The sequence below is a fragment of the Gardnerella sp. c11Ua_71 genome, assembly GCF_055818025.1.
Genome location: NZ_JARFVR010000004.1, coordinates 80,567 through 99,984, shown reverse-complemented (window position 1 = coordinate 99,984; position 19,418 = coordinate 80,567). Strand labels below are relative to the sequence as shown.

Genomic DNA, 19,418 nt, shown 5'->3' with positions numbered 1-19,418 from the left:
AAACAAAAACTATAAGCAATAAATTATCCGAAAAAACATGTCAAAACAAGCAAAATTATAAATAAAATAATTAATAATTTAAACTATTATCGATTTTTACAATATTATTATCGGTAACCATGCTAGAAGTATCTGTATTCTTAACCTTCTTATTATTCTCATCGTCAAATATCACATTCGGCAACACAACCGTAAGAGTTAAACCATGAGGCTTAGATTCAGATGATTCGCTTCCTACCATTGTATCATCAATAAGCTGATCACTGCTGGTCCTAGATGCACAAGACGTAGTAGCACATATAAAACCACGATGAGCTTTAACAACAGACTGAGCAATAGACATACCTAAGCCAGTACCACCCTTTTCTCTAGCGCGAGATGGATCTGCAATATAGAATCGCTCAAATATGTGAGATAAAGATTCTTCAGGTACGCCAGGTCCATGATCTACCACTCGAATAACCACAAATGAGCTGCCTGTTCCAGTAGATTGGCTCACTTCCGCAGCTTCTAAAAAGTCTTTCAATGAACGAGATACAGATCCCATTTTTTGAAGAGCTTCAGGAGTAATAGAAGCCTTTAGAACACCCATACCTATCTCTACTGGAGAATCGCTTGGAGTATATCGATGAATGTTTCCAACAATATTTGTAAGAACTTGTCGCAATCTAGCTCCGTCACCCTTTAAAGTGACTTTAGGTAACTCACCTGGAGTAAAAATAAACTTTCTATCAAGACTGCAATTTGTTGGCTTAGAGCAATTCATCAACTTCCAGTCATCAGCTAAATGCAAAGTGCCTTGCTGAATAACTCGAACTGGATCTAACGCTCTCAAATCATTTGCCGCATCAGAAAGAATAGGAGTTACTTTAACTGTCTGAGAAACATTTATTCCTCTACCCTCGTCAAATCGCGCCAGTGAAAGCAAATCTTCTACAAGTTCCGTCATTCTTTCACTAGAAGCCTTAATATGAGCAATAGAATCATCAGCTTTTTCTTGCTGACCAGGCACACCTCTCCACATGTAGTACAATTCAGCGTATCCATGAATAGCAGCTAATGGAGTACGGAGTTCATGACTTGCATCAGAAACAAATTGTTTCATTTTCTCAGTCATTGCTTCCTGGTCGTTAAATCCTTGTTCAATCTTAGAAAGCATAGAGTTCAACGAAGCAGCTAAAGATCCAACCTCCGTGTTCTCTGGTGCGGAAGGTACTCGCCTACTTAAATCTCCTGAAGCAATCTTCGACGCAGTTTTTTCTATTCTCTTTAGTGGAACAAGAGTAGATTGAATAATAAGAGCGGCTAAAACAGCACCAAGAAGGATAACTGTTATACTAACCATCACACAATAGCGTGTAAGCGTATTAACAGTATCTAATTGGTCACTTAAAGAAAGAGCTATATAAACATACCCTCTAACATGCATTTCGGAATTATATCCGCTTCGCTGACCCCATGTAAGAACAAGAACTCGCCAAGGAGATTCCGCAGCTTTTGCAGTTGTTTCATCAATGCTTTTTACATCTCCATGTACACGCGCTGGAGCAGTAAAAGGCCTACGTCTTACAACAACATTATTAATTTCTCCATCTTCTGGAAGAGTTGGCATAGAAACAACATCACCTTTAAGTTTTGGAATCAAAGGTGTAGTAATAATCTTGTTATTAGTGTCTCTAATCTGCAAGAAATAATCATTAGGACCTGCAGCCTGTTCTCCAGAATCCTTACTACGAAGTAAATCTATATTGTCGTAAATAAGCTGAGCCTGATCTGTAAGCTGAGCATCGGTTTTATCCAGAAGATAACTGCCAACTAATTGCCTAATAGAAAGAGAAATACACAATGCAGCAATTGTAAGAACAACCAAAGTACACGCCACCAAACGAGTACTCAACGGTATAGCATCAATATGCCTCCGCAACCATTTGGACTTAGATTTATTCTTAGTTTTTTTAGGATTATCACCAGAATAAGTCACTAATTCGGCTTTAACATTTCGATCAGCACTAACTTCGGACTGATTTAATCCGCTGTTATCAGAACCAGATGTTTTGGAACCATTATTGTAAAGCGAACCATCCACAGATTTGCTCTCACGCATAATCAGGCTTGACCTGCTTTCGGAACGCGAATCATATAGCCAATACCACGCTTCGTTTCAATAAGAGGAACAACCTTCTTTAAGCTTCCATCCTCATTTTTAATTTCAATACCATCAATCTTTTTACGAAGATAAGAAATATAGGATTCTACGATTGCCGCATCTCCACCCCAATCATATTGCCAAACATGATTGAGAATCTGACTCTTAGACAATACTCTACCTTCATTGTCCATCAAATAATGAAGCAGTTTATACTCCGTAGGACTTAATTCAATTGGAACACCAGATCTGGAAACATCATGCGAATCCTCATTAATTTCCAAATCAGCAACGCGCACAACAGGAGTATCTTCATCTGGATCTTGAGTTCTACGCAATATTGCACGAATTCTCGCAACTACTTCTTCTAGACTAAAAGGCTTTGTAACATAATCGTCGCCACCAACAGTAAGACCCATAATCTTATCCTGAGTGTCGTCTCTAGCAGTAAGGAATAACACAGGAACAGCAACACCATTCTGGCGAATTCGCCTTGTAACCGTAAATCCGTCTATATCTGGGAGCATAACGTCCATAACAATAAGATCTGGATGTACACGCTCAATAACATCAATAGCTTCTGATCCAGAAGCTGCTGTTTCTACATCAAATCCTGCAAAGTGTAGCGATGCTACCAAAAGCTCACGAATTGAAGGTTCGTCATCGACCACAACAATAGATGCTTCTACATTCTTACCCATACTGATTAGCATCACTTATAAAACTGAATGTTTCCTGAGTGTTTCCTGAAAAAAATCGATTTATTTACGCGCCGCATGGCGTCTCTTAGCTCTTCTCAACCCTAGTGATACTTGTTTTAGAATATAGTTTCTTCTCCACAAAATAAGTGCAACAAGAACAAACAAAGCAACAATAATAACAACCATAACGATTGTTGAAACTACACTTGTTCTGGAAGTTACAGAAGTTTTCTTAGACCGAGCAATCTGCTTCATAAGCATGATTGCAGATTGAGACCAATCAGCACCTTGAGAACTAATAAGAGGACGATACGCCGCATCAGAAAGCAAATCCACGGTTGTTTTTCTTTTAAGCCATTCATCAGAATTAGATGAAACTGCTACTACAAGCTTTCCATCATGAGTAGCAACAGCAAGAAGAACAGTATTACGATCTGGATTAGTGCTTGTAAGTAAATCACTAGCCCATTTTGACGGATTTTTATTTCCAGTAAAATTAGATAAATAAAGTAATTTAACCGATACACCTGTTTGTTTTTTGGTTATTGAAATCATATCTGAAACTTTTGTAACAGAATCTCCAAGAAGATTTTCTGTATCCGTAATAGAATCTGTTGCAACAATACCCAAATTCTTAGTGCTTTTATTCTGAGAATCCGCTTTTGATAATCCATCATTAGCAAAAGCTGTTGTTGGAAACAAAACACTTTCGCTCAAAAATACAATAATTACAAAAGCAGATAAGCCTTTAACCACATTGATAAAAAAATCTTTTATAAACTTTCTCGACGGCATATATTCATAATACCGTGTTTTTAGATTACAAGAAACAAGCGCAAAATAGAGCAATTTAGGCAAAACAAAAGTTAAAAAATTATAAATTTGATTTATACAAATTAATTTATACAAAAGATAAGTTTGCACGGCAAAAACTAAATGAATAACTATAAGAAAATTAACTACACTAAATGAGGAGAAAAAATGACACAATTTAGAGTTGATTCAGAACAAATTCAGCAATCTGCTGCAGCAGTTGCATCTTCGATTAATGCGATTCGAGACGCCACAAATGGAATGTACGCAAATCTCCAACAATTGCAAAGTGTATGGACTGGTCCTGCAGCTACACAATTTGCATCAACAGCTGGGCAATGGCGTGCAGCACACCAGCAAATGGAACAATCATTGCAATCCATTCAACTCGCTATGCAAAATGCTTCTAACATTTACATGGATACAGAAGCGCAAGCTACATCTTTGTTTTCAATGGGATAAACAAAATAATTAAACAATAGAATAAATAAAAAACGTGAGCGATGACTTGTATTTTATAACAACTCACCGCTCACATATAACAACTAGCTAAAAGCTAAGCAATACGTCTAACTTTTATTTAGTAGCCCATCTCTGCGCCAGCCTGTGGTGCAGCAGCTGGCTTCTCAGGCTTATTAGCAACCACAGCTTCTGTAGTTAAGAACAAGCCAGCGATAGAAGCAGCATTCTGTAGAGCAGAACGAGTTACCTTAACTGGGTCGGTAACGCCTGCAGCCAACAAATCTTCATAAGCATTAGTTGCAGCATTGAAGCCTTCGCCTTCTGGAAGCTCACGGACCTTGTTGAGCACAACGTCTCCAGAAACGCCGGAATTCTGAGCAATCTGCTTGATTGGAGCTTCTACAGCACGGAACACAATTGCAGCACCCGTGGCTTCTTCTCCACTAAGAGCAACAATATCAGCAGACTTCTCAACCTTAGCGGCAGCCTGAACCAAAGCTACACCACCGCCTGGAAGCAAACCCTCCTCGATAGCAGCCTTAGCATTACGAACTGCATCTTCAATGCGATGCTTACGTTCCTTAGCCTCAACTTCCGTAGCAGCACCAACCTTAATAACAGCAACGCCGCCAGCGAGCTTAGCAAGACGTTCCTGAAGCTTTTCGCGATCGTAATCGGAATCAGTGTTCTCAATTTCGGCGCGAATCTGAGCAACACGAGCCTCAACATCTTCCTTAGAGCCAGCGCCAGAAACGATAGTTGTTTCATCCTTAGAAACAATAACCTTTGCAGCATGACCAAACACAGAAGCGTCGATAGAATCAAGCTTCAAACCAAGGTCGTCAGAAACAACCTGAGCACCAGTCAAAATAGCCATATCCTGAAGCATTGCCTTACGGCGATCGCCAAATCCTGGAGCCTTTACTGCAACAGTGTTGAAAGTACCGCGAATCTTGTTAAGAACAAGAGTTGGTAATGCTTCGCCATCAACATCTTCAGCAATAATGAGCAATGGCTTACCAGACTTCATAACAAGTTCAGCAACATGAACAATGTCTTGCTGGCTAGAAACCTTGCCAGAAGTGAGCAAAATGTATGGGTCTTCAAGAACAGCAGTCTGATCTTCTGCATTAGTGACGAAGTAAGGGGAAATATAACCCTTATCAAAACGCATACCTTCAGTGAAGTCCAAATCAAGACCAAACTTGTTGTTGTCTTCAACAGTAACAACACCGTCCTGACCAACCTTATCCAAAGCTTCAGCAATCTTTTCGCCAACTTCAGGATCTGCTGCAGAAATAGTTGCAGTAGCTGCAATCTGATCCTTTGTTTCAACATCCTTAGCAGATGCGAGAAGTTCCTTAACAATTGCTTCTGAAGCCTTTTCAATTCCGCGACGAAGAGCGATCGGGTTGCTACCAGCAACAACATTCTTTAAGCCTTCGTGCACCAGAGATTGAGCCAACACGGTAGCGGTTGTAGTGCCGTCACCTGCAACGTCGTCAGTCTTCTTAGCAACTTCCTTTACCAATTCGGCGCCAATACGCTCGTATGGATCTTCAAGATCGATCTCCTTAGCGATTGAAACGCCATCATTAGTGATGGTTGGGGCGCCGTAAGACTTATCAAGAACAACGTTACGACCCTTTGGACCAAGAGTCACCTTTACTGTATTTGCAAGCTTATCAAGACCAGCAAGCATACCCTGACGGGCATCTTCTTCATAGGCAATAATCTTTGCCATTATTCCTCCACATAACTTAACTATGGAACACTCACTCAAACCGTCGAAATCTAACCAACCGTCAGCTGTTGATTAAACCTGCAACATTAGAGTGCTAAATGAAGATTAGCACTCTAAGTGCCCGAGTGCCAACTATATTCAAAAATATATAGAAAAAATCTATAAGCAAAATCAAAAATAGCCAAGCAAAAAGCCACTCTATACGACTTTCTACTCGACTATTTAAGAAATTATTTATTATTGAAATTTATTGCAAAATGAGTAAATAGCAATTTACTTGCACAAAACAACAACTATTGTGGTAGTTATTTCACTAGTTGCCTCAACATTGCTAATACCCAAAGTTTTAGCAATGTCTTGTGCAGCAGCACGATTTTCATCTCCCTTGTACCAAACAACAGAATCCGAAGGAACATTACCTTTAGGATTTGCAGCTTCTACATTTGCATAACCAGCTTGCTTAAGCTTTCCAGCTTCTTGAGCTGCATGACCCTGAATTTTAGTTGCATTAACAACTTTTACTTGAACTGTCTTGTTAATATCTGCTGTCGAAGAGTCATTGTTAGCATTAGAGTCTTTAGAAGAATTCTTATCTTCTTTATCTTGCTTTTTATCTGACTTATTTGTTTCTTCTGGGTCCTTATCCTCGTCTGAATCATCGCCATCAGCTTTGTCAGATTTACTCTTGCTCTCATCAATTTTGCCATTTTTATTGCCATTAGAAGACTTGGAAATTGCTGAATTATTTGCACTCCAAGGCATACGAATATTGTTGATTTCTCCAGACATAACCGCCCATGCCAGAAGACCCAACACAACAGCAACAACTAGCACAACAACATATGGGAACAATACAGCATACCACGCGCGATTTCCACGATGTACTCCAACAGGACCTTCTGGTGGATTATCGAAATCATCAGTCGTGAATGACACGTTCTGGCTATTGTTCGCCATAATTGTATCCCTTCCAAAAAATCATTAAAACAGTATGGAATACATACTAGCGAATGCCTCGCACAAAACATAAGATAAATGGAAATATAAAAAATTATTATTATTTGCTGCACATATTTGTCATTTATGTTTTAAAGTTATTAACCATGGAGATTAAACAGCGAAAGTCTTTACACGATTTAATAGACCCAGATTGGGCAGACGCTCTTGAACCAGTAGAACCACAAGTTCACAAAATGGGAGACTTTTTAAGAGATGAACTATCTAACGGGAGGCGATTCCTGCCAGAAAGTCACAATATTCTCAGAGCTTTTACAATACCTTTTAAAGAAATAAAGGTTCTTATTGTTGGTCAAGACCCATATCCTACTCCAGGTCATCCTGTAGGACTTAGTTTCTGCGTTGCTCCAAACGTTAAACCATTACCTAAAAGTCTTATTAATATTTATAAAGAATTAGTTAGTGATTTAAATGTACCAATGCCAAAGAATGGTGACTTAACACCGTGGACTCAAAAAGGCGTTATGCTACTAAACAGGTGCCTTAGCGTTGAAGTAGGTAGACCTAATAGTCATCAGGGAAAGGGCTGGGAAGAAATTACCGATGCAGCTATTACCGCATTGAATAACCGTGTAGATAATAACGGCAAGCATATTCCTCTGGTTGCAATTTTGTGGGGAAGAAATGCTCAAAGTCTTGCTCCTCTTCTCACAAACGCAATCATTATTCAATCCCCTCACCCAAGTCCTCTTTCTGCCTCTAGAGGATTCTTTGGTTCTCGTCCATTTTCAAGAGCAAACCAGGCTTTAATATCGTTAGGATCAACACCAATAGATTGGACTCTCCCTAGCGAATAGTAAAGATTATTTAAAGTAGTAAAATCATCTAAAGTAGTAAACATCAGTTAGAATGAAACGCATGGCATTATTCCCTCCACAACCAAGCAAACAAAACGATAACGCTAATACTGGCGTATTTAATCTTCCTCCACAACCACGTGCAGTTACACCTAACAATACAATGGTCAGCAATACAATAGCTAATCAAATTGTTGACTCTATAAATCAACCAGTATCTGCTGGTGTTTCTAATGAAGATATTAAACGAGCTCAACAGATCGCTGATATTCTTCGTTCTAGGTTTGCACAAACACTTGTTGGACAGGATTCTCTCAGAGAATCACTTATTTTAACTCTTGCTGCTGGAGGACATATTCTTATTGAGTCCGTTCCTGGATTGGCTAAAACCACAGCGGCTCAGACTCTTGCTACAGCAATGTCTGGAAGTTTCAAAAGAGTGCAATGCACTCCTGATTTAATGCCAGCAGATTTGGTTGGAACACAAGTTTTTGACTTCGCTTCTCAAAGATTCACAACACAAATTGGACCTATTCACGCTAACGTAATTCTTCTAGATGAAATTAATCGTTCTAACGCAAAAACACAATCCGCTATGCTTGAAGCAATGGCAGAAGGCGCCACAACTATTGGTGGAGAACGCATTAATCTTCCTCAGCCTTTTATGGTTATCGCTACACAAAACCCTATTGAAGAAGAAGGAACTTTTAATCTTCCAGAAGCACAAATGGATCGCTTTATGATTAAAGCAATTATGTCGTATCCTTCCTTCAACGAAGAAGTTAGTATGCTGAAGCTTTTAACCAATAGAGGTAGTGACGTTTTCAATCCAGAATCTTTAAATAATCAAAAGATTAGCCTTCAGGATGTCACTTTCTTAAGATCGGCAACTCGCAGAGTACATGTTTCGGAAGCAGTTATGAAGTATGCAGTAGATATTGTTGCAACTTCTAGAGGAGAAGGTAGTCACCCTCTTAAAACTATTTCTTCTCTAGTTAGAATGGGCGCAAGCCCTAGAGCTTCTATTGCTTTGATCCGCATTGGTCAAGCTCAAGCTTTGCTTTCTGGAAGAGATTACGTAATACCGGAAGACGTTAAAAAGTTTGCTCATGATGTTCTTAGACACAGGATTCTTCTTACTTTTGAAGCTTTAGCTGATTCTATTACAAGTGATCAGATTATTGACGCAATAGTGAAAACGGTTCCTGCACCATGATCTTTGCAAATCCGTTTTTTACAAGAATGTTAAAATCTTTTACAAAATCTGATTTTGTGGTACAAGATACTAAAAGAAGCTTATTAGTTTCAAATTCTGCTAAAAAGATTAGGCGAAAGATTGAAGAATTAGATAATCGTCTGAATTTACCCGTAGCCAAAAAATCGTTGGGCATTTTTGAAGGAGAGCATCCGTCCAATCATAATTTTGGAAATGGTGATTTAGTTGACATTCACTCATGGCAGCCGGGTGATGAAGCTAGAATGATGAACTGGAAAGCTAGCGCTAGACTTGGCGAGCCAATGGTTTCTTCTAGAGAAAGAAACTGTTCTTCTAAGACTTGGATTCTTGTAGATTCTAGCGCGAACATGAATGCTTCATGTTCTTGTAATGGACTTAACGAGTATTTGTACGAGGCAGCTTCTAATTCAGCGTGTTTCTTTGCGTCTTTAAGTATAAAACGTAACGATTCATTAAACTGCGTTTTATTTGACGGTAACGATATTATAAAGATTCCTTCATCTAGGAATCTTCCTGATTTTGAACGTAATTTGGATAAAAATATATATAAAACACGTAAAAAACTTAGAGATACAAATACGATCATAAATTTTGCTAATTCAATTAATCAATCACGCGGATTAATAGTAATTATCACGGATGAATATGCAATTTCGTCAAAACATTTTGATGATTTGCAAAAAATTTCAAGACTACACTCATTGATCGTGGTAACAATATGTCCAATTAATCCATTTAATTCATATAAAGTTACGCCAATAATTGACGGTACAACAATGCGAGAAATTCCAGCATTCTTAAAAGATGATTCTTGCGCTAAAGAAGTTAATACACATAGAGCTTTTGTCAATAACGCATTGCACGAAATTCTAAATAACACAGGATCATCGCTTATACGCGGTTCTTCTAGTGAACAAATATTCCATTCTTCGACGAAATTTATATCGAAAGCTACCTTACAGAGTATGTTTTCTGGCGCTAAAAGCAATAAAGATTTACGCTTGAGTTAGTGGGGTAAGTCGATGAGTATTCTTGATGTTAATAAAATTCTAAACGATGATTCAATGCTATTTGCATTTATTGGCTTAAGTCTAATAATCGCATGCGCTGCTTTCGTGGTTCTATATGCTGCAATTTATAAAATAAACACTAAAGGGGATTCTAAGCAAAAAGTTAAAAATGCTGCTCATACATTGAATGCAAATAAGCAAGAATGGCGTAAAAAGATTGATTTAGTGGTAAGCCAATATCATGAAAATAAAATTGAGAAAGATCAGGCTTTTGCAAAATTAGCGCAAATAGCTAGACAATATGTTTCCATAATGAGTGGCGAAAACATTAAATCGCATACACTTGGAGAAATCAGTTCACTTAGAAAATCTTGGAAAAACACTCATGGAGCAGATCTTTTAAGACAAACAATCGCAGCATTATATCCTCCTGAATTTGCAGATAGCACATATAATAATCAAGCTAAAAATACAGATGTGGATCAGGGTGCAAGATGGGTTCTTATTCTGCTAGAAAGTTGGAAAACAAAGGAGAATAAAAGATGACATTCTCCACATTATCATTCTCAACATTATGTAACTGCCAAATATATAATTATTCAACACTCGTTTCATCTATTTTCTCTATGCGACTTAAATGGCCAATAGTCCTGTTTTTTGGTGTTTTAGCAAGCGTAATAATTCTTATAACTGTATTAGTGATTAGCGAGGTTAAACGACACAACTTAAAGAATCATTCGTACAATTCAAAAAACATTTTAGAATCAAGCTTTTTGAGAACATTTACTTTAGACGAGGATTTGCAAGGAAGTTTATGTGCTAGAAAATGGAGACTATGGAATATTCTTCGCAAATTCTCTTTTATAATGCTTATCCTAGCTCTTATATGCACTACAATTCTCAGCTCTAGACCTTCAAGAGTTTTAAACGCAAACGAACAATCAAGCTCTAGAGATATTGTTTTATGCTTAGATGTTTCTGGATCTACTCTGCCGTATGATTTGGAAGTTATTAACGCTTATTTGAAATTTGTTGAGCATTTTCAAGGCGAGCGCATTGGTTTGAGTATTTTTAATTCAACTTCTAGAACTGTTTTTCCTCTTACAGACGATTATTCACTTGTTAAAAAACAGTTGCAGTACGCTTCTAAGCTGTTGGATGGAGTTCAAACACAAGACAAAATCGACAATATGCAACAAAAGCAGTATCAGCAGATTTCCACGTGGCTTGATGGTACGCAAAACCGAAAAGAAGCAACATCGTTAATTGGCGATGGTCTTGTTAGTTGCGCTGCAATGATTCCTGGAGTTGTATATGGTTCTTCTAGCAACTCCCAAAAACCTCATAATCGTCTTAATCGTAGTGCATCTATTGTTTTAGCTACAGATAATGTTGTTTCTGGGAAACCAGTTTACTCTCTTAAGCAAGCTTTAGATCTAACAAAACGAGCTAATATTCAAGTCGATGGATTGTATTCTGGATCTACTCAAAGCGAAAATGAGAACACTACTAATCAGATGCGTGAACTTATTGAAAAAAATGGTGGCATTTTCTTAACTCAGCATGATTCTGATTCTGTTTTAGCTTTGGTACGTAAAATTGAACAGCAGCACACAATTATGCAAAAGGACTCTACACAATCAGCGTTAAGCGATGATCCTAGTATTGCAACAATATTTGCGGTTATTTTTGTAACTCTCTGGCTTATTTCAGCGAGAAGGATAAAACGATGAAAATATCTTTTAGTTGGATTTCGCTAGTTGCTATTGCGATTCTTGGCATTTTGGCATTATATGAAATTTTCCCAATTAATCGCAAAAACCTTAGTTCGGACGAGACAATTTATATGAGGGTTCGAAGAGTGTTAATATGCGTTCTTCTAGCTATTTGTGCATTATGCCCTTGTGTTATGAAAAGCACCTTGCAACGCTCTCTTAATGCTACAAATGTTATATTTGTTTTAGATGTTACTGGCTCTATGAATGTTAATGATTCTAAGGATTTAAACAACAACACAACCACTAGGTTTAATTCTGCAAAACAAATAATAAAACAAATTACAAATAATTACATAAACGCAAGTTTTACTGCTATTAGGTTTGGAGCGTCTTCTAGTGTTGATGTTCCACTTACGCCAGATTCTAATGCAATTGAAAATTGGGTTGATACTATCAACACTGAACCTGTTGGAGTTTCAAATGGAACTAGTTTGGATGCTCCCCTAGATAAAACTCTTCTTGAAGCTAAGGCAATTCATGACGCTCATCCGCAAGACGTTACAGTTTTATATTTAATAAGCGATGGAGAAGAAACAACTTCTAGAAAGCGTAGAACATTCTCATCTCTACGCGGATACGTGAATCATGCTTATGTTATTGGCGTAGGTTCTAAAAATGGCGGGAAAATCCCAAATACCACCACTAAGCTAAATGATTTAGATGATATAAATTCTACAGATTCTTCTACAAAACAATCTGGTAAATGGATTATTGACCCATCTACTGGAAAACCTGGAATATCTAAGATGGATCCGCAGAATCTTAAGAATATAGCTGATGAGGTTAGTGGAAAATATGTTGACTCTAGCAAAAATCACTCTATTGGATTAGAAGCAAAAAATATTCTTTCTAAACAATGGAGACAGAACAATACTGTTAAGCCGAGACTTAGACCTGAGCCAATCGTTTGGCCTTTTGCTATTCTTGCAAGCATATTGATTCTTTGGGAATTATCATGCTGGATTACAAAATCAAGGAAGCTTATATGATTAGCAGAATCACACCTAAGTCACTCCTAAGATTTTCTCTTGTTACTTTATCTTCTATTGTTATAGCCTTATGCGCTATATCAGCTTATTTGTCTATTACTAATCTTAAAGCAGAATCAACGTATAATTCTGCCACAAAATCACTAATAAATAACATAAAAGCGTCAAAAAAAGTTGATGCAGATAGAGAAATATTGCTCGTATCTCAAAAACAGGTTGATGATCAATTTAGCGAAGCAAAATCGCCATACACTATTCTTTTACCTCACATAAAAAATAGTATTGAGCACAACGCACTAATATCTAAAAGACTTACTAGATTCTTACAAAAACAAATTGATGAAGATAAAAAAAATACTGATTCTAGTACACAATCCAACTATAATGACCGAAACCAAAAAAATAATTTGCAGGACAAATCTGGGAATTCTAGTTTAAGCGATTCTCAAAAAAAGAAGGTCGAAGACTTATTAAAACAAAACAATCAAAAAGATCAAGACCAGAATCAAATAAACCAATCCGAAAAAGATTACAGCAATAATGATTCAAATAGTAAGTCTGGAAAAACAAAGTCTTCTAAACAAGAAGATTCAAGTAACAAGCCGTGGTAAAGGTAATAAAAAAATATCTAATAGAATATAAACCCTTATATTTCAATATTTTGGAACCTTTAACCACATTAAAAGATTTTTCGTGACTATTTAAAAAACATTGTGTGTAATACTTTGTATGCATACATTTAATAATTATTACTCGCTGATAGCAAGAACAGAACAATGTTCTAACAGCGTGCTTGGCGAAGCACATTCAAATACTCTTAAAGATTGGCATGGAAAAGCCGCAAACGCGTTCAATGAAGAAATGTTTAATGCTGCCAAAAAAGCATGCGAAATTAGCTCTATTAACTCAAAAATCAACTTATGGAGGTGAATTTAATGCCTTGGAGAGTTAAATCAACAATAACAGGTGGAAAAACCATTAGCGTAGCTGATGCTAGCGAATACAAAACAAAATCCGCAAAATTACAAGAACTATCCAACGATTTCCACTCGTTAAGCACAAGCTGGATGCAAGCTGCAATGCAGATTGAAAGCCAAAAATCATCTGTTTTCTCTGAAAATAACAAAAATTTTAATGGTTATTTTAACGACGATTCTTTACAACCGCTATTGGATCCTGCAGAATGCAGAATAAAATCAAGCCAATGCGAATCGTTATCAAATAAACTTGATGAATTATCTTCTCTAATAATCAGAGCAAATAATCTATATGCTAACGCAGAATACAAAAATAGAGAAAACTTAGATAATCTTGTATCGATTGGTACAAGTATATTCCCTATTACAGCAGTACCATTCTTTGCAAGCGTAGGATTTAGCATACTTTTAGATATGACTCAAAAAAGCGGTATGAAAAACTTTTCTAAATGGAGTCATGAAACTGCACCAATTCAACAAGGCTTTATTAGAGGCTTTTCTAAGCATTTTCTAATAAACCCCGTAACGGGAATTCCTGTGCATTTTATTTCTAGTATTCAAGAAAAGAACGATGTAAAACATTCAAAAGCACCAGTTTCCACTTTTGCAAGCGCATTAAGCTTGTTTAGCGCAAAAATCAACGATGCAAACCAAGGGAATAATCTTAAAGTAACAAAAATTAGATTACCTCACAGAGAATATTCAAAAATATTTCATTACAGAGGAAGCAATATTAGTCAAGCTCTTGCAAATCTAACAGATCTTTCAAATGGAAACCTTGGCGTAAAACCGCCTAAAATAAACGCAGATGCAGCAACAATAGCAATACAACGCTTTAAGAAAAAAGACGGTAGCATATCTTGGCTTGTTACAATACCTGGAACAGATGGCAAACCAAAATCTCCTTTTGGATGGCCACAAAACGCAGAAGTTATGAGTAGTTCTAAAAACGTAAGACAAAATGCAGACAGCACAAGAATGGTTATAGAAGCCATGAGAAAAAGCGGAATTAAAGCAAAAGACTCAGTTATTCTTGTTGGACATTCACAAGGAGGAATTGTATCTGCAAGCATAGCTAGCGATTACTCAAAACAATACAACATAAAACACATAGTAACTGCTGGATCTCCAATAGCAAACCATCCAATACCAAATAAAACTTGGGTCACAAGCATAGAAATGGAAGACGAACTAGTTCCTACCTTAGATGGCGCATCTAATCCAAATAGAAATAATTGGGTTACAATACATGGAACTGCCAAGAAAAGCGCTACTGCTCACAATGGCACAATCGCCCCTAAAACAGCTCATAATGCAATATACAATTCACTTGTTGTAAATGTAATAAAATCGCAAAACAAAAATAAAGAAAATAATAAGAAAAACAATAAACAATACAGAACTAAAAGTTATAAAAATGAAAAACTTTTTGAAAAAGATGGAATCTTAGTAAAAAATGTACCAGAAGAAGGAACACTCACGCATGATTTGAATTATCATAAAGCAGCTTATGAAGACGCTCATCAACTTGGATCTAAAGAGATACGAATGCAAGAAGAGCATTTTAGAAAAACACTAGGTGACGAATTAGAAGAAACAACACTATGGCAAGGAATTATGAGCCATTAACTATGCGCCATTAACTAATAACCGCTCAAAACACCTAGTAGTTTCATGCCATGCTGTAACCTTTAAAGTATGAAGCTTACTGATATTTGCCCTGCTATTGCTTTGACTCCGCTAGACGGAAGATACCACAATCAAACTGTTGATCTTGTAGAATTTCTAAGCGAACCAGCCTTAAACCGCGAGCGCATGCGCGTAGAGGTTGAATGGATGATCCTTTTAGCAAACGGATACAAGGGAAACGGATTCAAAACCATTGTAGACGGCGTAAATCCTTTAACAGATGAAGAATGCGATTATTTGCGTGCAATTCCAGAAAATTTTGGAGCAGAAGGAATAAAACGCCATGCAGCTCACGAAGCTATAACACATCACGACGTTAAAGCTGTTGAATACTACATTGACGACGAGTTAGACAAAGCAGAGCAAGTATTAGGGCATAAAACCCAGCTTAGCAATCTTAAAACATTAGTTCATTTTGCATGCACGAGTGAAGATATAAACAATCTTTCTATAGCGAGGTGTGTAAAAAACGCGGTTGAAAACGTATACACGCCAAATTTGAAAGCTATTGTCGATTACTTAACTCAAAAAGCACAAGAGTATAGAGATATGCCAATGCTATCTCTCACTCATGGTCAGCCTGCCACTCCTACAACTTTAGGTAAAGAACTTGCAGTGTTTGTTTACAGGCTAAATCGCCAGCTAAAACACCTTAGCTGCCAAGAATATCTTGGAAAAATAAACGGTGCTACTGGAACTTTTGGCGCTCACCTTGCAGCTTTCCCTAATGTTAATTGGCTTAGTGTTTCTAAAGAATTTGTAGAAAATAGAATGGGTCTTTGCTTCAATCCTCTTACAACGCAAATCGAAAGCCACGATTGGCAAGCGGAACTTTATAGCACTGTAAGTCACATTAATCATATTCTTCACAATCTTGCTGTAGACGTGTGGATGTACATTTCTCGCGGAGTTTTTGTACAAGTTCCAGTTAAAGGAGCTACAGGATCTTCCACAATGCCTCACAAAGTGAATCCTATTCGATTCGAAAACGCGGAAGCAAATCTTGAGATTTCTTGCGCACTTTTCGACACTCTTTGCGCAACTCTTACCGAGAGCCGTTGGCAGCGAGACTTAACAGATTCAACTACTCAAAGAAACGTTGGTTCCGCATTCGGTTATGCTCTTCTTGCTTTAAACAATCTTCTTGGCGGCTTAAAGTCGATTCATCCAAACACGCAAATGATGAGCGAAGAGCTTAACAGCAACTGGGAAGTTCTTGGAGAACCAATCCAAACTGCTATGAGAGCTCAAGAAATTGCTGGCGTAGAAGGAATGGAACGCCCATATGAGCAGGTTAAAGAATTAATGCGCGGTCATAGTATTTCTAGACAAGATGTTGAAAAGTTTATATCTTCTAGAAACTTTGATAGAGAAACAGCAAATAGGTTGAAAGCTCTTACACCAGAATCTTATACTGGTATTGCATCTAGGCTGGTTGATTTTATTCGATAATTTTATTTAATAAATAAACGGTGTGTTTATGCAATCGCAAGTAGAAGAAAATTTGATTATTAATGACACGAGGCCTAAATTAGTTCGTAATTGGGCTGACTTGATTTACGCGATTATATCTATTGCACTAGGAACTGCGGTTGTGCTGTTTACAATGTGTTTTTCTGGCACAACCGCAGGCGTAGAGCACGATGCAAAAAATGCTGGAAAAATTATTGTGTGGATTGTAACTGGATTACCATCTTCTCTTTTCCAGCAAGCAATTACAATCGCCATAGTAGCTAGCGTAGTAATTTCTATGATTAACGCAAGACGTTGGATTGACACAACAATATCTACACTAACCTTGCTATTAACATATCCTCTCGTATGGTATATTTCTTATCTTCTCACTGCTTTAAATAATGCTCCACTATTTACATCATTCAATTCGATTTCCAGCAGTCACGGTACTGAATTATTGCCAGACATATACGCGGTAATAGTTGCTTTTTTAACCGTTAGTGGACCTAGACGAGATAGTAAAGTCGTAAGAATATCTTGGCAAGCATTAATAATTGCTTCACCTATACTAATAGTCACATCATGGCATTCACTAACAGGTGTTTTAACATCTTGGTGTATTGGTCGCGCTATAGGTACAATAATCAGATTTATTAAAGGCACTCGCAGCAAAGGTGCTTGGGGAAAAGATATAGTTGACGCATTAGAAAATATTGGAATTACTCATCTTGTTCAATTAAACAGACGTACACTAACTACAGACCATAATGGTGTTCTGAAATCTAGCCTTGATGACGATCTGATTGAAAATTCAAGGCTATACGATGCGATTGATATTCATGGAACAAGATACGTGATTTCGGTTCTAGATAATCAGGTTCACTTGCCAGGATATCTAAATCAGCTATGGCAATGGATTAAGCTAATAGATATACCAGTTAGACGAGATCGTTCTGCAAGACACTCCATACATCATCATCTTTCAATGCTTCTTGTTCTTAGGAGCTTGCACTTAGCTACAGCAAACGTTTATGGAGTAACAGATTGTGGAAAATCTTCAATAATGGTATTCCACACCGATAATGTACTTGTGCCATGCAATTTAAACACGCTTACAATTAAAGATGCGGAAAGACTTATGCGCTACCTCGATATTGCAAACAATCGAGGAATAACACATAGAAGAATAAGCCCAGAAACACTTGCAAGGCTAGAAGATGGAACTCCGGTTATTGCAGGATGGCAAAATGGCGATGTGGCTAGCGACGACACCAATATTGCTTTAGACAAAGTACAACTTTTATCAATAATCGCAACATGCATTGATACAAGTAGCGCTATAGAAGCTGCTATGAATACTTGGGGCGCAGATAAGCTAGCTCAAATAATGCCTTTTATGCAAAAAGCTGCTATTCCTTCATCAACTAGAGCATTAACGTCTTGGAATAAGAAATTGTTTGAAGAACTTAAAACTAAGCTAGGTGAAAAGGTATGCGAGCACACAGATGACGAAGATTATGATACAGTGCGATTAGCCCGTTTTAATATTAGATTCTTCGTTACGCTGATTCTTATTGTTGCAGCTCTGGCTGCTATTGCAACACAATGGCATCCTCAAGAAATTGTATCTGCTCTTAAACGCGCGGATACATTAATGGTTCTATTATGCTTTGCATTCAGCTTGCTAGCTTGGGTAGGTTCTGCGATTACAGTTGGATCTTTTATGGACGATTCACGCCCTTCTGCTGGCGTTCTGTTTACATCACAAGCTGCTTCTGGGTTTACAGCTGTTTCCATGCCAGCTGGCGTAGGACCAGCCTTTGTGAACATGCAAATTATAAAAAAGAATGGGTATTCGGCTGCTCAAGCCACAGCCATTACAAGTGCAGTTTGGCTTTTACAAGCACTTGTTACAGCTTTAGTTATGTTCTGCGTAGGCATTTTTACTGGTAAAAATGTGCTTTCTGGAATGATTCCTACACACATGCTCATAACAGTAATAGGAATAGTAACGCTAATCATATGCACTTTTATGATTATTACACCTATTCGAAAATTTATACGTAAAAGATATCTTCCTATTCTTTCAGATTATGGTAAACAGATTAAAGAGCTAATAAGTAGCCCTAAACAGCTCATTAAAGGCACTGTAGGCGGTCTTATTCTTGTTTTTGCAACAGGACTGGGATATTGGGTAGCTCTTCTTGCTTTCGGCTACTATGCAAACCCTTGGGAAACAGTGCTACTGTTCCTAGTTGCCAATACTGCTGGTTCCGCTGTTCCTACACCAGGTGGATTGGGAGCTGTTGAAGCTTCACTTACTTTTGCTTTTACCTCAGTTGGAATTCATCCAACTATCGCATTATCTGCTACCCTACTTTACAGACTCATGTTCTACTGGCTAAGAATACCAATAGGCGCTTTTGCTATGAAAAGTCTTAGTAACCGCGGATTAGTTTAGACCATGTAACATATGCTTAAAAAGCTAGACAGCTTAGTATGGTCTGCTTAAAATCTTGAAAAACCAACTTTCTTATTATATAAGATTATTTAGTTGATAATAGTATAAATAAACCTATATAAGGCATTTCTACGATTTTAAA

At 37.4% G+C, this 19,418-nt stretch carries 17 protein-coding genes; 12 read left to right on the top strand and 5 right to left on the bottom strand.

Going from position 1 to position 19,418, the window contains the following annotated elements; all coding sequences use genetic code 11:
* Nucleotides 1-70: 70 nt before the first annotated feature.
* The 3 genes from P0106_RS04190 to P0106_RS04180 are packed head-to-tail and all read right to left on the bottom strand — an operon-like array spanning nucleotide 71 to nucleotide 3,642.
* Complete coding sequence (locus tag P0106_RS04190) at nucleotides 71-2,104, bottom strand: sensor histidine kinase (protein ID WP_004138487.1); 2,034 nt, start codon at nucleotides 2,102-2,104, stop codon at nucleotides 71-73.
* A gap of 2 nt (nucleotides 2,105-2,106) precedes the next feature.
* Nucleotides 2,107-2,847, bottom strand: coding sequence for a response regulator transcription factor (locus tag P0106_RS04185; RefSeq protein WP_004112649.1), 741 nt, complete (start codon nucleotides 2,845-2,847; stop codon nucleotides 2,107-2,109).
* A gap of 60 nt (nucleotides 2,848-2,907) precedes the next feature.
* Nucleotides 2,908-3,642: a TPM domain-containing protein gene (locus P0106_RS04180; RefSeq protein ID WP_004112647.1), complete on the bottom strand. Its 735-nt coding sequence runs from the start codon at nucleotides 3,640-3,642 to the stop codon at nucleotides 2,908-2,910.
* Between the two features lie 186 nt (nucleotides 3,643-3,828).
* Here P0106_RS04180 and P0106_RS04175 point away from each other — a divergent pair, with 186 nt between their 5' ends.
* Nucleotides 3,829-4,122, top strand: a complete 294-nt coding sequence (locus P0106_RS04175) for a WXG100 family type VII secretion target (RefSeq protein ID WP_004115363.1) — start codon at nucleotides 3,829-3,831, stop codon at nucleotides 4,120-4,122.
* A 118-nt stretch (nucleotides 4,123-4,240) separates the two neighbouring features.
* On the opposite strand, the gene groL is transcribed toward P0106_RS04175, so the two are convergent.
* Both groL and P0106_RS04165 read right to left on the bottom strand, forming a co-directional pair.
* Nucleotides 4,241-5,866 carry a chaperonin GroEL gene (groL, locus tag P0106_RS04170; RefSeq protein ID WP_004112644.1) on the bottom strand — a complete coding sequence of 542 codons (1,626 nt, stop codon included), beginning with the start codon at nucleotides 5,864-5,866 and terminating at the stop codon, nucleotides 4,241-4,243.
* A gap of 273 nt (nucleotides 5,867-6,139) precedes the next feature.
* The gene (locus P0106_RS04165) at nucleotides 6,140-6,823 is read right to left on the bottom strand and encodes a LytR C-terminal domain-containing protein (protein ID WP_004115367.1); all 684 of its coding nucleotides are present in this window, start codon (nucleotides 6,821-6,823) and stop codon (nucleotides 6,140-6,142) included.
* Between the two features lie 146 nt (nucleotides 6,824-6,969).
* Between P0106_RS04165 and P0106_RS04160 the strand changes: the two genes are divergently transcribed.
* From P0106_RS04160 to P0106_RS04110, 11 genes are all read left to right on the top strand, one after another.
* On the top strand, nucleotides 6,970-7,680 hold the full coding sequence (locus P0106_RS04160; protein WP_004118032.1) for a uracil-DNA glycosylase: 711 nt from the start codon (nucleotides 6,970-6,972) through the stop codon (nucleotides 7,678-7,680).
* 61 nt (nucleotides 7,681-7,741) lie between these two features.
* A complete protein-coding gene (locus tag P0106_RS04155; protein ID WP_032812301.1) occupies nucleotides 7,742-8,896 on the top strand; it encodes an AAA family ATPase in 1,155 nt (384 codons plus the stop codon).
* Nucleotides 8,893-9,927, top strand: coding sequence for a DUF58 domain-containing protein (locus P0106_RS04150; RefSeq protein WP_004115385.1), 1,035 nt, complete (start codon nucleotides 8,893-8,895; stop codon nucleotides 9,925-9,927). The genes P0106_RS04155 and P0106_RS04150 overlap by 4 nt, the downstream gene beginning before the upstream one ends.
* A gap of 12 nt (nucleotides 9,928-9,939) precedes the next feature.
* Nucleotides 9,940-10,473 carry a hypothetical protein gene (locus tag P0106_RS04145; protein WP_004115388.1) on the top strand — a complete coding sequence of 178 codons (534 nt, stop codon included), beginning with the start codon at nucleotides 9,940-9,942 and terminating at the stop codon, nucleotides 10,471-10,473.
* The gene (locus P0106_RS04140; RefSeq protein ID WP_285059725.1) at nucleotides 10,470-11,660 is read left to right on the top strand and encodes a vWA domain-containing protein; all 1,191 of its coding nucleotides are present in this window, start codon (nucleotides 10,470-10,472) and stop codon (nucleotides 11,658-11,660) included. The genes P0106_RS04145 and P0106_RS04140 overlap by 4 nt, the downstream gene beginning before the upstream one ends.
* A complete protein-coding gene (locus P0106_RS04135; RefSeq protein WP_004118050.1) occupies nucleotides 11,657-12,694 on the top strand; it encodes a vWA domain-containing protein in 1,038 nt (345 codons plus the stop codon). The genes P0106_RS04140 and P0106_RS04135 overlap by 4 nt, the downstream gene beginning before the upstream one ends.
* Nucleotides 12,691-13,305 (top strand): DUF6466 family protein, encoded by a 615-nt coding sequence (locus P0106_RS04130; RefSeq protein WP_014554651.1) that lies wholly within the window; start codon nucleotides 12,691-12,693, stop codon nucleotides 13,303-13,305. Before P0106_RS04135 ends, P0106_RS04130 begins: the two co-directional genes overlap by 4 nt.
* Before the next feature lie 118 nt (nucleotides 13,306-13,423).
* Entirely contained in the window at nucleotides 13,424-13,624 is a 201-nt protein-coding gene (locus P0106_RS04125) for a hypothetical protein (RefSeq protein ID WP_473730477.1), read from the top strand.
* A gap of 5 nt (nucleotides 13,625-13,629) precedes the next feature.
* Nucleotides 13,630-15,300, top strand: coding sequence for a PGAP1-like alpha/beta domain-containing protein (locus tag P0106_RS04120; protein WP_473730509.1), 1,671 nt, complete (start codon nucleotides 13,630-13,632; stop codon nucleotides 15,298-15,300).
* A 69-nt stretch (nucleotides 15,301-15,369) separates the two neighbouring features.
* Nucleotides 15,370-16,812: an adenylosuccinate lyase gene (gene purB / locus P0106_RS04115; protein WP_473730476.1), complete on the top strand. Its 1,443-nt coding sequence runs from the start codon at nucleotides 15,370-15,372 to the stop codon at nucleotides 16,810-16,812.
* Between the two features lie 28 nt (nucleotides 16,813-16,840).
* On the top strand, nucleotides 16,841-19,276 hold the full coding sequence (locus P0106_RS04110) for a lysylphosphatidylglycerol synthase transmembrane domain-containing protein (protein ID WP_473730475.1): 2,436 nt from the start codon (nucleotides 16,841-16,843) through the stop codon (nucleotides 19,274-19,276).
* Nucleotides 19,277-19,418 lie beyond the last annotated feature (142 nt).

What these genes read in the sequence shown, in the direction of transcription:
- P0106_RS04130 (WP_014554651.1), top strand. Translation starts at nt 12,691, where the DNA reads ATGATTAGCAGAATCACACCTAAGTCACTCCTAAGATTTTCTCTTGTT.
- groL (WP_004112644.1), bottom strand. Translation starts at nt 5,866, where the DNA reads ATGGCAAAGATTATTGCCTATGAAGAAGATGCCCGTCAGGGTATGCTT.
- P0106_RS04155 (WP_032812301.1), top strand. Translation starts at nt 7,742, where the DNA reads ATGGCATTATTCCCTCCACAACCAAGCAAACAAAACGATAACGCTAAT.
- P0106_RS04165 (WP_004115367.1), bottom strand. Translation starts at nt 6,823, where the DNA reads ATGGCGAACAATAGCCAGAACGTGTCATTCACGACTGATGATTTCGAT.
- P0106_RS04150 (WP_004115385.1), top strand. Translation starts at nt 8,893, where the DNA reads ATGATCTTTGCAAATCCGTTTTTTACAAGAATGTTAAAATCTTTTACA.
- P0106_RS04160 (WP_004118032.1), top strand. Translation starts at nt 6,970, where the DNA reads ATGGAGATTAAACAGCGAAAGTCTTTACACGATTTAATAGACCCAGAT.
- P0106_RS04185 (WP_004112649.1), bottom strand. Translation starts at nt 2,847, where the DNA reads ATGGGTAAGAATGTAGAAGCATCTATTGTTGTGGTCGATGACGAACCT.
- P0106_RS04120 (WP_473730509.1), top strand. Translation starts at nt 13,630, where the DNA reads ATGCCTTGGAGAGTTAAATCAACAATAACAGGTGGAAAAACCATTAGC.
- P0106_RS04140 (WP_285059725.1), top strand. Translation starts at nt 10,470, where the DNA reads ATGACATTCTCCACATTATCATTCTCAACATTATGTAACTGCCAAATA.
- P0106_RS04125 (WP_473730477.1), top strand. Translation starts at nt 13,424, where the DNA reads ATGCATACATTTAATAATTATTACTCGCTGATAGCAAGAACAGAACAA.
- P0106_RS04180 (WP_004112647.1), bottom strand. Translation starts at nt 3,642, where the DNA reads ATGCCGTCGAGAAAGTTTATAAAAGATTTTTTTATCAATGTGGTTAAA.
- P0106_RS04110 (WP_473730475.1), top strand. Translation starts at nt 16,841, where the DNA reads ATGCAATCGCAAGTAGAAGAAAATTTGATTATTAATGACACGAGGCCT.
- purB (WP_473730476.1), top strand. Translation starts at nt 15,370, where the DNA reads ATGAAGCTTACTGATATTTGCCCTGCTATTGCTTTGACTCCGCTAGAC.
- P0106_RS04145 (WP_004115388.1), top strand. Translation starts at nt 9,940, where the DNA reads ATGAGTATTCTTGATGTTAATAAAATTCTAAACGATGATTCAATGCTA.
- P0106_RS04190 (WP_004138487.1), bottom strand. Translation starts at nt 2,104, where the DNA reads ATGCGTGAGAGCAAATCTGTGGATGGTTCGCTTTACAATAATGGTTCC.
- P0106_RS04175 (WP_004115363.1), top strand. Translation starts at nt 3,829, where the DNA reads ATGACACAATTTAGAGTTGATTCAGAACAAATTCAGCAATCTGCTGCA.
- P0106_RS04135 (WP_004118050.1), top strand. Translation starts at nt 11,657, where the DNA reads ATGAAAATATCTTTTAGTTGGATTTCGCTAGTTGCTATTGCGATTCTT.